The following is a 12,406-nucleotide window of genomic DNA, read 5'->3' as shown; positions in this document are numbered from 1 at the left end:
ACGGTGCCGCACAACACGGTGTTCACGATCACAGCACGGTCCCGATGGTTTTCGGTCCGGACCGTGACAACACTTCCAGTCTTCTAACCAGGGGACACGTCGTCGAATCCCGTCGGCCGGCAACCGCCACTGGCCTGAACCAATCGCTCTACAGCGGTAAGACGTACGTACACCGGATTTTCACTCCGGCAACGCGAGTTCGAACCACACCGTCTTGCCCGTGGCACCCGGCCGGGTGCCCCAGCGGCGGGAGGAGGAGGCCACCAGGTGCAGTCCGCGGCCGTTCTCGTCCTCGGGGCGGGCGGCGCGCTCACGGGGCGGGTCCGGCAGCGGATCGGAGACCTCGACCAGGAGGACGGCGCCGAGGCCCACGGGGCGGACCAGGCGGACTCCGATGGGGCCGGTGGCGTGCCGCAGGGCGTTGGTGACCAGTTCGCTGACCAGGAGCGCCGCGAGGTCCGCGAGGCTGTCCAGGCCCCAGGCGCGCAGTTGGCCCCGGACGGCCTGCCGGGCGGTGCGCACGGCGCCCGGCTCGGCGGGAAAGGTCCACCCGGCGCAGTCACCTTCGGTGTCGATCACGCCGATCACTTCCCAGGCAGGAGCCCCACCCATGTCTGGTTTCATGGGGTTAATGGGCACATACCCGATATCCGGGGCGGAGTACCGCGCGGGGCGGCGCACTGTGGCACAAAAGGCGTAGGGAGCGCCCGTACAGCACTGCGTGAGGCCGCGCGCCCCTGACCGGCTTCAGGCGCCGGGCTCTTGCGGGCTGCCGGAGACAGGGTGGCCGGCTACGAGGCCGTCCGCCGTTCCCAGGTGCGCGAGGGTCTGCCGTACGGCGGGGACGTCCTGGTCGAGCCAGTCCACGTCCCAGATCTCGTGGGTGTCGAGCCAGCGCAGCTCGTCGTGGTCCTCCAGGGGCGCGGGAGCGGCGGAGCCGGGCCGCAGCCTGGCGGTCCACACCTTCAGGACGTAGGGGGGCCTCAGGGGCCACTCGCCCGGGACGCGCCCGCCCACCTCGGCGTCGACGCCGAGTTCCTCGCGCAGCTCCCGCACGAGCGCGGCGTCGGCCGTCTCCCCGGGCTCGACCTTGCCGCCGGGCAGCTCCCAGCGCCCGGCCAGCTCGGCGGGGGCGCTGCGCCGGGCGGCCAGCAGCCGCCCGTCCTCGACCAGCGCGGCAGCTACGACGATCCGCTCACTCATGCGGGGAGCCTACGGGAGCCCCGCCGATCGCCGGGGCCTTCCCCTGGGCGGCCCGGGGCGGCAGTCAGTCGTGCACCGCGGCCGATCCGTTCTGACCGAGCCGCTCGACCCAGTACAGCTGCTTGTGGCCACGACCGTCGAGGCTGTCCGCGATCTTCTGGGCCTCGGCCCGGGTCGCGTACCGGCCCACTCGGTAGCGGTTGCCGTTGTCGTCCTCCCGTATCACGAGCCAGGGCAGAGTGACCGTGCTGTCGTTCATCGCGCCCCTCCTCTTCCCGTCCGCGGCCTGTGCCGTGCCCCACCCGCTAAGGAAACCGCAATGCGCATATGCCCGAGCCTACGCCTTACCTTTACGCAGCGAATACGGCTTTTCACAAAGAGGTACGCAACCAGCCAGAACGCAGGGGGCGCACGCTCATGAACGCGCCGTCCTTGCACCTCCGCGCAACCAGCCGCACGCATGCCGCCTGCACGCGCCTCGACCTGCGTGGACGACAGCCGTCCGCGAGACGCGCACGGCCCCGGCCCGTGCCGGGCCGCGCGGTGAAAGTGTGAGCGGGGCGCGCGGGGAGCGCGCCCCGGGGCGGATGTGAGCGTTCGCTACTTGACCGGAAGGTGGTAGGCGACTCGGTACCGGTCGGCCGGGATGACCACGTCGGCCGTCTCGACCGGGCGGCCGGAGGCGTAGAACGTGCGCTGGACGACCAGGACCACATGCCCCGGGACGCCGCCCAGGACGAGCAGTTCCTCGGCGAGGCCGGGGCGGGCGCCGACCTCCTCCGTGACGTTGTCCACGATCACGTCGATGGCGCGCATGCGCTCGACGACGCCCATGCCGCCGACCGGCCCCTCCTCCGGCAGCATCACGGGCGTCCGGCCCGTCACGGCGAGGGGCTCCCATGACGTGGAGAGCATCATCGCCTCACCGCCCTCGCGGTAGAGGTACCGCGTGCACATGACCCGCTCACCCGGCTCGACGCCCAGCCGCTCGGCGACCGCGACGCTCGCCTCGGACTGCTCGCTGCTGGACTCCCAGGTGCCGCGGCCCTCGCCGTCGGCCTGCTCCTGACGGAACGGGGTGGCCCCGCCCGTCGGGCGGTAGCCGGAGCGGGAGATGCGCCGGGGCACGGGCCGCTCGCGCACATACGTCCCCGAGCCGGAGCGGCCCTCGACCAGGCCTTCCGCCATGAGCACCTTGCGGGCCTCCAGCGCGACGGTGTCCGAGACCCCGTACTCCTGGCGGATTCTGGCCTGGGAGGGCAGGCGGGTGTGCGGTGGCAGCTGACCATCGACGATCTTCTGGCGGAGATCACCCGCGACGCGCAGGTACGCCGGCTGCTCACCGAATGTCACTGGCCGCTCCCATCAGGTTGTACAGACAGCAACAGCGTGGCAACCGTGGGTTGTGCGGTGCAAGCAAAGGCCAGAGAATCACTCGATGTGATGACATGGTGGCCCTGAGGGCTTTACGCAGGCGGTTTCTCCCCGCTATGGCCGCCGTCACACCTGCGATTCGGAGTCCCGGCTCTCGTCCTCCCCTCGGGCCGGCGGGGTCGCCACCAGCCCGAGGGCCTTGCGCGCCGTGACGGTCGCCGGGCCGTCCACGAGCCCGTACGCCTTGTCGTAGTGCGTGTAGTACGTGTCGGCGTCACCGGCGGTGCTCGCCTTCCGCCATTCCTCCCGGGCGTCCTCCAGGTCCTCCACCAGGCCGGCGACGGGCTTGCGGGCATCGGCCCGCCAGGCGTGCCCGCGCAGGGCCTCGATCTGCTCGCCGAGCACGCCGTGGACGCGGGTGGCCCAGGCCCGGTGGGCGGGGAGGTCGTCGTCGGGGGTCTTCTCGGGCTCCTCGTAGAGCGCCGCGTCGAGGGCGTTGGCCGTGGACAGGAAGGCGACCTGGTCGGTGTCGAGCGTGGTGGGATCGCCGCGCAGGGAGCCGGTCAGTTTGAGCCCGGCCTCGGTGTTGCCGAAGAGGCAGGTGATCGCGCGGTCGCCGAACCGCCAGCTCTCCCGGGACGGCAGCAGGTAGTACACCTCGACATCGGCCGGCATGGCCCAGGTGTCCATCGCGTACCGGTCCTGGAGGGCGTAGCACTTCTCGTCAGCGATGCCGGTGATCCTCGCGTCGCCCGGGAAGGCGCCGCCCGGCAGCGTGACGACCGCGAACACCTCGCCGTCGTGCCGGGCCCCGCACGGCACCCGGTCGACGTCGTAGGTGTCGCCCTCCAGCCCTCCGGGCGCGTCGAAGCAGTCGCCCTTGGCCAGCGAGAGGCTCTCGTTGCCCCGCGCACCGTCCTTGACGCCCTCCCAGACCTCGGACACGGCTCCCGTGGACAGCACGACCGCCCACAGCACGATCCCGGCGAACGACAGCACCGACCCGGCGATCGCCATGCCCCGCCCGCTCTGCCCGGACCGCCGGATCTGCCGCAGGGCGATCAGCCCCAGCACGAGCCCGGCGGCGGGCAGGAAGCAGAGCACGCCGAGCACGAGGGCGGCGACGGCCAGGGCGTTGACGGAGACCGGGGTGCCGTACGGACGCCCGGCGGGGCCGTACGGGCCGTCTGGCTGTGGCCGGCCGGCCGGGGGCGGGCCGTACGGGTCCGGGGGCCGCTGGTTCCCGGGGGGCGGGGGTATCGACACGGGTACGGTGCTCCTGGCTGAGGCGGTGGACGGGTCCGTCGTACGGCTGGGCGCATCGTAGGGGGCGGGGGACGGGGCGGAATGCGGTCGATGCACACGGCGGTACGGGCGGCGAACCGGTTGACGGCCCGCTGGGCCTCGGAGGTCCGCGCGGGCACGGTGTTCTCGGCGGCGGGGGTCTGGCCGCTGCCGGCGCTCCTCGCGGACGGGCGGCGGGCGCGGCCCGCGAGGAGCTGGAGGAGGCGCTGGGCCTGCCGGCCCGTCAGGCGGGTGCGGCGGCGCGGGAGTTCCTGGCGGTGCTGACCGGGATCGACGGCCTGTCGTCCGCCCGAGACCCCGGGCGCCGCACCCTTTCCCGGCGTGAGCCGCACGCCGCTCGTCCCGGGCTGCGCGCGGCAGACCATGACGGCCACGTTCGGCGCCGAGGGCTTCAGGGCGGCGGCGGCGACGACGTTCGCCGCGGTCTACCAGGGCCGGTCGCCGGAGGAGCCGCCGTACGGGACGACCCGGGTGATGGCCTGTTTCGACCGCCCCCTTCGGGTTCCTGACGGTCCACCGTGAGAGCGGGCTGCTCCTCGCGGCCGGATGGGTCGACGACCCCACGCCGTTTCCGGAGGACGAAGCCTCCTAGGGCTGACGCGTGCCCGTCCACCCCACCGGGAAGACCGCCTTCACCGTGAAGCCGCCGTCGGGCGTGGGGGCCGCGTGGAAGTCGCCGCCCAGCAGGTGGGCCCGTTCGCGCAGGCCCACCAGGCCGTGGCCGCCGCCGGGGAGGTCCGGCCGGGCGGGGAGGCGGCCGGGGGCGGTGTTGTGCACCTCGACGTGCAGGCCGGCCGCGCAGCGCACCCGTACCCGCGTCCGCGCACCCGGGGCGTGCTTGCGGATGTTGGTCAACGCCTCCTGCACCGTGCGGTACGCGGCGCGTTCGACCGGCTCGGGCACCGGAACCGGGGGGATCGACACGTCCAGGTCCACCGTGAGGCCGCTGTCGCGGACCAGGTCCGTGAGGTCGGCCAGACCGGCCCCCGGGGCGCCCTGCGCGTCGGGGTCTCCCGTCGTACGCAACACCCCCACGAGGTGGCGCAGTTCGGCGAGGGTCTGGGCCGACAGTTCGTGGATCGTGCGGGCCGTCGTCCGCACGTCCGTGTCGCCGGGCCGGCCCACCTGCAGCGCACCGGCCTGGAGGCTGATCAGGCTCACCTTGTGGGCGACGACGTCGTGCATCTCCCGGGCCAGCCGGTTGCGTTCGGTGGCCAGCACCCGTTCGGTCAGGACCTGGTTCTCCCAGGCCCGCCGCTCCGTCGCCACCCGCAGGCGCTCCTGCCGCGACCGGACCGACCGGCCGAGGACGACGACGCCCGCCGCCACCCCGCAGCAGTCCAGGGCCAGCAGCGCGGTCTCCCGGTCGAGGGCGAGGGAGGAGACGCCGGCCGCCGGGTGGGGCAGGAACCACGCCACCGCGACCGCCGCCGCGCCCGACACACCGACGAGGGCATGCCCGCGCCGGACGGCGACGCAGTAGAGCGCGATCAGCGGGGCGAAGGCGATGTGCCCGAGGTACAGCCCCGGCAGGCCGGCGAGGACGGCCGCCTCGGGGGCCCGGTGCCGCAGCAGCAGCGCGCCGGCGGCGACCAGCGCCAGCCACGTCCCGTGCCCGGAGGTGAGGCCGTTGACCACCAGTCCGTCGACGAGGGCGACCACGACCGGAAGCGCCCCGGAGGCGATCCGCCGCACGACACCGGGGGCCTGCGGCCCGCCGTAGCCTTCCGCGGCTGAAGGCGCCCCGGACGCCGACACCCCGCTCATCGCCGCCCCGGTCCCGTGTCGACCAGGTTCGCCCGGTCCGCGACCACCGCCGCCTGCACCCGGTTGAGCCCGCCCAGCTTCGCCAGCACGGCGCTCACATGGTCCTTGACCGTGCCGTGCGCCAGGTGCAGCCGGCCCGCGATGGCCCGGTTGCTGAGCCCGGCTCCCACCAGGGCGAGCACCTGCCGCTCCCGGTCGGTGAGCGCCCGCACCCGCCGTACGGCGTCCTCGTCACGGCCGGAGAGCAGGTAGCCGTCGATCACCTGGCCCACCGCCTCGGGCGCCAGCACCCGGCGTCCGGCGGCCAGCGCCCGTACGGCGTCGATCAGTTGCTCCGGCGCGGTGTTCTTCATCAGGAACCCGGCCGCTCCCCGGCGCAGCGCCTCGTCCACGTGTTCACGGGCGTCGAAGGTGGTCAGCATCGCCACCGCGGGGGGCTGCGGGAGTGCGGCGACCTGCCGCAGCACGGTCGGCCCGTCCACGACCGGCATCCGGATGTCGAGCAGCAGGACGTCCACCCGCCCGTCCCGCACGGCCTCCACCGCGCCCACCCCGGCGCAGTCGGCGACGACGGTGATGTCCGGCGCCGAACCGAGGATCACACGCAGTCCGGTGCGTACCAGTGGCTCGTCGTCCACCACCGCGACTCGTATCACTTCCGCCCCCCGCCCAGCGCGATCACCGTTCGTTACGACGTCCCTCCCCCTCGCGGCGTTGCACCGGCGCCGTGTGCCACCTGCCACACGGCGGCCCGGACCCCGCCGGTCGGCGGGGTCGGTTCCCGCCCTCGGACGGATGCCGCCGGCCGGGGCCGCGCTGCCACGATCCATCGGGACGACGATCACCACGGGCCCGTCGAACGGGCCGTCAGCACAACGCGAGGACGCACATGCACCACACCCAGGACCGCTCCGCCCGGCGCCCACGCACCCACGCCCGCATCCTGGTGGCGTGCTGCACCGCCGGAGCGGTGCTGCTGACCGCCGCGGGCGCGCACGCCGGGACCGGCGACGCCGGCTCCCGCGCGTCTCTGGCCGTCCAGGCGGCCGAGACGGTCGAGCGCGTCACCGGGACGTCCGACCTCGTTCCCGGCACGCCCGTCGCCGGTGGAGCCACCCGCGCGGAGGTGGGCGACGAGACGTCCGCCGCCCGCATCACGGCGCCGGCCACCGCCGACGGCGCCGTGGAGCTCGCCTACGGCTCCGACGTGCTGCGCCTGACCCTGCCCGGCAGCGCCGACGCGCAGGCCACGACCAGCGCCAACGGCACGGTCGTCTACCCGGGCGCGGGCGAGGACGTCGACCTGGCCGTGCAGCCCAACCGGGACGGGGTGCGCGCCCTGATCACGCTCAAGGACGCGGACGCCGCGACCGAGTTCCGGTTCCCGCTCGGCCTGCCGGCGGACGCGGCCACCGAGACCCTTGAGGACGGTTCCGTCCTGGTCACCCGCGGTGAGGAGTACCTCGGCACGTTCGACGCGCCCTGGGCGAAGGACGCGCGCGGCGAGGCCGTGCCCACCGAGTACCGCGTCGAGGGCGGCGCCCTCGTGCAGACCGTGCGGCCGGGGCCGGGCACGGCCTTCCCGGTGGTGGCGGACCCGGCGTGGTTCATCCCGATCGCGATCGTCGCCGGGCGGCTGCTGCTCTCCCAGGGCGTCAAGAGCATCTCCAAGCACGCGGCCCAGCGCATGGCGCAGCGCGGCATCAGCCAGGAGATGGTCGCGCGTACGGTGAAGACCGGCAAGAAGACCAAGGGCAAGTCGCCGGGCACGTGGAAGTACACCACCGGCAAGATCTGGGTCGTGATCAACAAGGCCGGCAACGTCGTGTCCGTCGGCCGCAACTGAGCCCGTTCCCGAGAGGCGAAGCATGCACATCGAGTACGACCGCGAGAACGACACCGCGTATGTCTCTCTCGTCGCACACATCGCGGACGGCGCCGCCGTCCGGCAGATCCCCGTCGACGGGGTCGGGGCGGACGCCGAGGTGTTCCTCGACGTGGACGCGTCGGGGCGGCTGCTCGGCATCGAGGTGATCGGTGCGGGTGGGGCTCTGCCGGTGGAGGTACTGGAGCAGGCCTCCACGGGCTGAGGGGGCGCGGGGCGCCAGGCCGGTACCCCGGCCCGGCGCCCCCGATCGGCCGGCGGAGCAGGGGGTGGAGCGGTCCCGGCGCGATTGACAGGTCGTCACAAAGGTCCTGCCGGTCCGTGCAGGGCCCTTGTGCAATTCCTGTGGAGGCCTCAATCTTTCGCTGACGCACAGGAGTAGCCGCTGGCTTGACATGGTCATGACCCACTGGCCTCATCGGCGGCGACCGACGGGCGTGCACCACACCCCACAGCGCACCACCGATGAGGAGGACCCCTCAGATGGCAGTGATGCGTACTCCCCACCGCTCCACCCGGCGAAGACTGGCCGCGCTCGGCGCGACGGCCACCGCGGCGCTCGTCGCGAGCCTCGTCTCCGCCCTCCCCGCCGGCGCGGCCCCGGTCGCGGCCGAAGGACGCGTGCAGTACGAGGGCGCCGCGAACACCGTCGCCGACAGCTACATCGTCACCCTGAAGACCGAGAAGGCCGGTTCCGCCGAGGGCCGCGCGCTCGCGCACAAGTACGGCGCCGACATCGAGCGGACGTACACCAAGGCCCTGAACGGCTACGAGGTCGAGGCCTCCGCGTCCGAGGCGAAACGTCTCGCCGCCGACCCGGCCGTCGCCTCGGTCGTGCAGAACCGGACGTTCTCCATCACCGGGACGCAGCCCAGCCCGCCGTCCTGGGGCCTGGACCGCATCGACCAGAAGAGCCTGCCGCTGAACAGCTCGTACACCTACCCGGACTCGGCCGGCGAGGGCGTCACCGCGTACGTCATCGACACCGGCGTCCGCATCACCCACGGCGACTTCGGCGGCCGCGCCTCCTACGGCTACGACGCCGTCGACAACGACAACACCGCCCAGGACGGCCACGGCCACGGCACGCACGTCGCCGGCACGGTCGCCGGAAGCGCCTACGGCGTCGCCAAGAAGGCCAAGGTCGTCGGTGTACGGGTGCTGAACAACTCCGGGCAGGGCACCACCGCCCAGGTCGTCGCCGGCATCGACTGGGTCGCCCGGAACGCGGTCAAGCCCGCCGTCGCCAACATGTCCCTCGGCGGCCCCGGCGACACCGCCATCGACACGGCCGTCCGCAACGCCATCACCTCCGGCGTCACCTTCGTGGTCGCGGCCGGCAACGAGTCCACCAACGCCTCCACCCGGTCCCCCGCACGGGTCACCGAGGCCGTCACGGTCGGTGCCACGACGTCGAGCGACGCCAAGGCGAGCTACTCCAACTACGGCACCGTCCTGGACCTGTTCGCGCCCGGCTCGTCCATCACCTCGGCCTGGAGAACGAGCGACTCGGCGACCAACACCATCTCCGGCACGTCGATGGCCAGCCCGCACGTCGCCGGCGCCGCCGCCCTGCACCTGGCCGCCAACCCCACGGCCACGCCCGCGCAGGTCTCCGCCGCGCTGACGTCCGCCGCCACCACCGGCGTCGTCACCAGCCCCGGCACCGGTTCACCCAACCGGCTCCTGTACGTCGGCGGCGGTACGACCACCCCGCCCGGCCCGCGCTTCGAGAACACCGCCGACCAGGCCATCGCCGACAACGCCACCGCCGAGTCCTCGGTGACGGTCTCCGGCGTCTCCGGCAACGCCCCCTCGGCCCTGGCCGTCGAGGTGCACATCGTCCACACCTACATCGGTGACCTCCAGGTCCAGCTGATCGCCCCCGACGGCACGGCGTACACGCTGAAGTCGTACGGCACCGGCGGCAGCGCGGACAACATCGACACCACGTACACCGTGAACGCCTCCTCGGAGGCCGCGAACGGCACGTGGAAGCTGCGCGTGAGCGACAACGCCCGTTACGACACCGGGCGGATCGACGCCTGGGCGCTCCAGTTCTGACCTCAGCGACCTCAGTGAGCTGAGTGAGCTGAGCGCAGGGGCCGGGCTCGTGCGAGTCCGGCCCCGACCCGTTCGTGACGAACCCTCAGCCGGGGTCCCGGCGCAGCAGGGCCAGTTCCGCGTTCATCTCGGCGAGGAACCGGACGACCACCTCCAGTTCCTCGGGGGCGAAACGGCCCCGGGCCGCGTCGGTGCTCCGCGCCAGGGGGCGGAAGTAGTCCCGGGCCAGGCCCCTGGCCGCGTCGGCGTAGTGCAGGTGCACCACCCGGCGGTCGCCGGCGTCCCGGACGCGGCGGATGTGCCCGGCCCGCTCCAGCCGGTCGAGGCACGCGGTCACCGCGCCGGACGTGAGGTTGAGCTGTCCCCGCAGCCGGCCCGGCGTCATGGGCTCACCCCCGGCCTCCGGGTCGGAGTCGGCGTCGAGGATCGCGATGAGGGCCTGCATGTCGGTGAGGTGCAGCCCCTGCGCCCGGGCGAACTCCTGGGCGATGCGGTTGAACTCGCTGTTCATCCGGCGCAACAGGACGGCGAAGGCCTGCAACCCGGTGGGGTCGTCCGCCGGAAGAGATGCCATGGATGCACCGGAGCCGCTCATCCCCCCACCCTAGTATCTCTCAACCATTGAGATACTTTATGAGTGAGTTACTTTGTCCACGACTCACCTCCTACGGCTTGGGATGCGCATGAGAACCGCACAGCGACGGGCCCGGTGGCTCGTACCGCTCGTCCTGCTCCTCGTCTGGCTGGGCGTGGGCGGAACGCTCGGCCCCTACGCGGGCAAGCTCGGCGAGGTGGCCACCAACGACCAGGCCGCCTTCCTGCCCCGTAGCGCCGAGTCCACCCGCGTCCTCGACGCCCGGAAGGCGTTCGACCGGTCCGAGACCGTGCCGGCCATCGTGGTCTGGACGGCGGACGGGGAACGGTTCACCGAGGACCGGCGGGCCGAGGCCACCCGGGCCGTCGGCGCGCTCGCCGGGAAGCCCGGCGTCGTCGGCCGCCCCTCGCCCGCCCTGCTCTCCGACGACCGTCAGGCGATGCAGGCCGTCGTCCAGCTGGAACCCGACCTCGGCGAGGAACTGCCCACCACCCTCGACGCGGTGCGCGAGGCGGCCCGGGCCGTGCCGGGCACCACGGCGCAGATCGCCGGACCGGCCGCCAGTCAGGCGGATCTGTCGGACGCGTTCGCGGGCATCGACGGACTGCTGCTGGGCGTGGCCCTCGGCGCCGTCCTGCTGATCCTGCTGCTGGTCTACCGCAGTGTCCTGCTGCCGTTCCTGATCATCCTGGGCTCGGTGTTCGCCCTGGGCCTGGCCTGCGCCGTGGTCTACGCGCTGGCGGAACGGGACGTGGTCCGGGTCGACGGGCAGGTGCAGGGCATCCTGTCGATCCTGGTGATCGGCGCCGCCACCGACTACGCCCTGCTGCTCGCCGCGCGCTTCCGCGAGGAACTCGCCCTGCGCCGAGACCGTTTCGGGGCCGCGACGGCCGCCGTACGCCGGTCGTTCGGGGCGATCACCGCCAGCGCGGCCACCGTGGCGCTCGGGCTGCTGGCCCTGCTCGCCAGTGACCTCACCAACAACCGTGCCCTGGGGCCGGTCGGCGCCATCGGCATCGGCTGCGCCGTGCTCACCACGCTCACCTTCCTGCCGGCCGCGCTGGCCCTGCTGGGCCGCACCGCCTACTGGCCGTCCCGGCCCAAACCCCCCGAGGAGCCCGGGGAGGGAACCGGCGTGTGGCGGCGGGTCGCCGGGGCGGTCAACGGCCGGCCGCGGCGGACCTGGGTGGTGACGGCGCTCGTGCTGGCCGTGTTCGCGGCCTTCTCGCCCTCCCTGTCCGCCAAGGGCATGCCGCTGGACGAGATCTTCGTGAACGACGCGCCCTCGGTGTCCGCGCAGGAGACGCTCGGCGCGCACTTTCCCGGCGGGTCCGGCAACCCCGCCGTCATCATCGCCGACGCGGACCGGACCGCCGAGGTGACGGCCGCCGCGCGGAGCACCGAGGGCGTGGCCTTCGCCGGTGCCGTCGGCGCCTCCGGACGGCCCGGGGCGGGCGAACCGCTCGTCGTCGACGGGCGGGTGCGCATCGACGCCACCCTGGCGGCGAGCGCGGACAGCGACGCGGCCAAGGAGACCGTCGCGCGGCTGCGCGCCGCGGTGCACGCGATCCCCGAGGCCGACGCGCTGGTCGGCGGGTACACCGCCCAGCAGTACGACACCCAGCGGACCGCCGCCCGGGACCGGACGGTCATCGTGCCGATCGTGCTCGCCGTCATCCTGCTGATCCTGATGCTGCTGCTGCGTTCCCTGCTCGTGCCGGTGCTGCTGGTGGCGACCGTGGGGCTCAACTTCCTGGCGACCCTCGGCGTGTCGGCGCTGGTCTTCGAGCACCTGCTCGGGTTCAGCGGCACGGACGCGTCGGTGCCGCTGTACGGCTTCGTGTTCCTGGTGGCGCTCGGCGTCGACTACAACATCTTCCTCATGTCGCGCGTCCGGGAGGAGGCGCTCGCGCACGGCAACCGGCAGGGGGTACTGCGCGGGCTGACCACCACCGGCGGGGTGATCACCTCGGCCGGTGTGGTGCTCGCCGCGACGTTCGCGGCGCTGATGGTGATCCCCCTGGCGTTCCTCGTGCAGATCGCGTTCATCGTCGCCTTCGGGGTGCTGCTCGACACGCTCGTGGTGCGCTCGCTGCTGGTGCCCGCGCTGATGATCGACATCGGGCCGCGGGCGTGGTGGCCGAGCGCCCTGGCCCGAAGGACGCCGCGAGGGCCGGACGGCGGTACCCCCTCCGGCTGAACCGACGCCGGCG

General features: G+C 73.3%; 13 protein-coding genes. 5 read left to right on the top strand and 8 right to left on the bottom strand.

The features are described from left to right. Positions 1–180 precede the first annotated feature (180 nt). From QNO09_RS19085 to QNO09_RS19065, 5 genes are all read right to left on the bottom strand, one after another. The gene (locus tag QNO09_RS19085) at positions 181–624 is read right to left on the bottom strand and encodes an ATP-binding protein (RefSeq protein ID WP_283971410.1); all 444 of its coding nucleotides are present in this window, start codon (positions 622–624) and stop codon (positions 181–183) included. A gap of 123 nt (positions 625–747) precedes the next feature. After that, positions 748–1,203 carry a (deoxy)nucleoside triphosphate pyrophosphohydrolase gene (locus QNO09_RS19080; protein ID WP_283971409.1) on the bottom strand — a complete coding sequence of 152 codons (456 nt, stop codon included), beginning with the start codon at positions 1,201–1,203 and terminating at the stop codon, positions 748–750. A 64-nt stretch (positions 1,204–1,267) separates the two neighbouring features. Further along, a complete protein-coding gene (locus QNO09_RS19075; RefSeq protein ID WP_283971408.1) occupies positions 1,268–1,462 on the bottom strand; it encodes an SPOR domain-containing protein in 195 nt (64 codons plus the stop codon). 341 nt (positions 1,463–1,803) lie between these two features. Further along, positions 1,804–2,556 carry a GntR family transcriptional regulator gene (locus tag QNO09_RS19070; RefSeq protein ID WP_283971407.1) on the bottom strand — a complete coding sequence of 251 codons (753 nt, stop codon included), beginning with the start codon at positions 2,554–2,556 and terminating at the stop codon, positions 1,804–1,806. Between the two features lie 147 nt (positions 2,557–2,703). After that, on the bottom strand, positions 2,704–3,843 hold the full coding sequence (locus QNO09_RS19065; protein WP_283971406.1) for a DUF4190 domain-containing protein: 1,140 nt from the start codon (positions 3,841–3,843) through the stop codon (positions 2,704–2,706). Positions 3,844–4,203: 360 nt separating this feature from the next. Between QNO09_RS19065 and QNO09_RS19055 the strand changes: the two genes are divergently transcribed. Continuing rightward, positions 4,204–4,404 (top strand): hypothetical protein, encoded by a 201-nt coding sequence (locus QNO09_RS19055; protein WP_283971545.1) that lies wholly within the window; start codon positions 4,204–4,206, stop codon positions 4,402–4,404. Between the two features lie 66 nt (positions 4,405–4,470). Here the strand turns inward: QNO09_RS19055 and QNO09_RS19050 are convergent, their stop codons facing one another. Together QNO09_RS19050 and QNO09_RS19045 are read right to left on the bottom strand one after the other, a co-directional pair. Next, positions 4,471–5,649 carry a sensor histidine kinase gene (locus tag QNO09_RS19050; RefSeq protein ID WP_283971405.1) on the bottom strand — a complete coding sequence of 393 codons (1,179 nt, stop codon included), beginning with the start codon at positions 5,647–5,649 and terminating at the stop codon, positions 4,471–4,473. Next, a complete protein-coding gene (locus QNO09_RS19045) occupies positions 5,646–6,287 on the bottom strand; it encodes a response regulator (protein ID WP_502962318.1) in 642 nt (213 codons plus the stop codon). Before QNO09_RS19045 ends, QNO09_RS19050 begins: the two co-directional genes overlap by 4 nt. Positions 6,288–6,538: 251 nt before the next feature. Here QNO09_RS19045 and QNO09_RS19040 point away from each other — a divergent pair, with 251 nt between their 5' ends. The 3 genes from QNO09_RS19040 to QNO09_RS19030 all read left to right on the top strand — a co-directional run bounded on the left by QNO09_RS19040 (position 6,539) and on the right by QNO09_RS19030 (position 9,598). Beyond that, entirely contained in the window at positions 6,539–7,495 is a 957-nt protein-coding gene (locus tag QNO09_RS19040) for a DUF4258 domain-containing protein (protein WP_283971403.1), read from the top strand. A gap of 22 nt (positions 7,496–7,517) precedes the next feature. Then, a complete protein-coding gene (locus tag QNO09_RS19035; RefSeq protein WP_283971402.1) occupies positions 7,518–7,739 on the top strand; it encodes a DUF2283 domain-containing protein in 222 nt (73 codons plus the stop codon). Between the two features lie 278 nt (positions 7,740–8,017). Then, positions 8,018–9,598 (top strand): S8 family peptidase, encoded by a 1,581-nt coding sequence (locus QNO09_RS19030; RefSeq protein WP_283971401.1) that lies wholly within the window; start codon positions 8,018–8,020, stop codon positions 9,596–9,598. A gap of 85 nt (positions 9,599–9,683) precedes the next feature. Here QNO09_RS19030 and QNO09_RS19025 read toward each other — a convergent pair whose 3' ends face one another. Next, entirely contained in the window at positions 9,684–10,172 is a 489-nt protein-coding gene (locus QNO09_RS19025; RefSeq protein ID WP_283971400.1) for a MarR family winged helix-turn-helix transcriptional regulator, read from the bottom strand. A 109-nt stretch (positions 10,173–10,281) separates the two neighbouring features. On the opposite strand from QNO09_RS19025, the gene QNO09_RS19020 reads away from it, so the two are divergent. Next, positions 10,282–12,393: an MMPL family transporter gene (locus QNO09_RS19020; RefSeq protein ID WP_283971399.1), complete on the top strand. Its 2,112-nt coding sequence runs from the start codon at positions 10,282–10,284 to the stop codon at positions 12,391–12,393. Positions 12,394–12,406 lie beyond the last annotated feature (13 nt).

It is taken from the genome of Streptomyces sp. 378 (genome assembly GCF_030124145.1).
In the GTDB taxonomy this organism is placed as follows: domain Bacteria; phylum Actinomycetota; class Actinomycetes; order Streptomycetales; family Streptomycetaceae; genus Streptomyces.
This window is presented reverse-complemented; position numbering and strand designations above follow the sequence as displayed.

What these genes read in the sequence shown, in the direction of transcription:
- QNO09_RS19085 (WP_283971410.1), bottom strand. Translation starts at nt 624, where the DNA reads ATGAAACCAGACATGGGTGGGGCTCCTGCCTGGGAAGTGATCGGCGTG.
- QNO09_RS19080 (WP_283971409.1), bottom strand. Translation starts at nt 1,203, where the DNA reads ATGAGTGAGCGGATCGTCGTAGCTGCCGCGCTGGTCGAGGACGGGCGG.
- QNO09_RS19075 (WP_283971408.1), bottom strand. Translation starts at nt 1,462, where the DNA reads ATGAACGACAGCACGGTCACTCTGCCCTGGCTCGTGATACGGGAGGAC.
- QNO09_RS19050 (WP_283971405.1), bottom strand. Translation starts at nt 5,649, where the DNA reads ATGAGCGGGGTGTCGGCGTCCGGGGCGCCTTCAGCCGCGGAAGGCTAC.
- QNO09_RS19040 (WP_283971403.1), top strand. Translation starts at nt 6,539, where the DNA reads ATGCACCACACCCAGGACCGCTCCGCCCGGCGCCCACGCACCCACGCC.
- QNO09_RS19035 (WP_283971402.1), top strand. Translation starts at nt 7,518, where the DNA reads ATGCACATCGAGTACGACCGCGAGAACGACACCGCGTATGTCTCTCTC.
- QNO09_RS19030 (WP_283971401.1), top strand. Translation starts at nt 8,018, where the DNA reads ATGGCAGTGATGCGTACTCCCCACCGCTCCACCCGGCGAAGACTGGCC.
- QNO09_RS19025 (WP_283971400.1), bottom strand. Translation starts at nt 10,172, where the DNA reads ATGGCATCTCTTCCGGCGGACGACCCCACCGGGTTGCAGGCCTTCGCC.
- QNO09_RS19020 (WP_283971399.1), top strand. Translation starts at nt 10,282, where the DNA reads ATGAGAACCGCACAGCGACGGGCCCGGTGGCTCGTACCGCTCGTCCTG.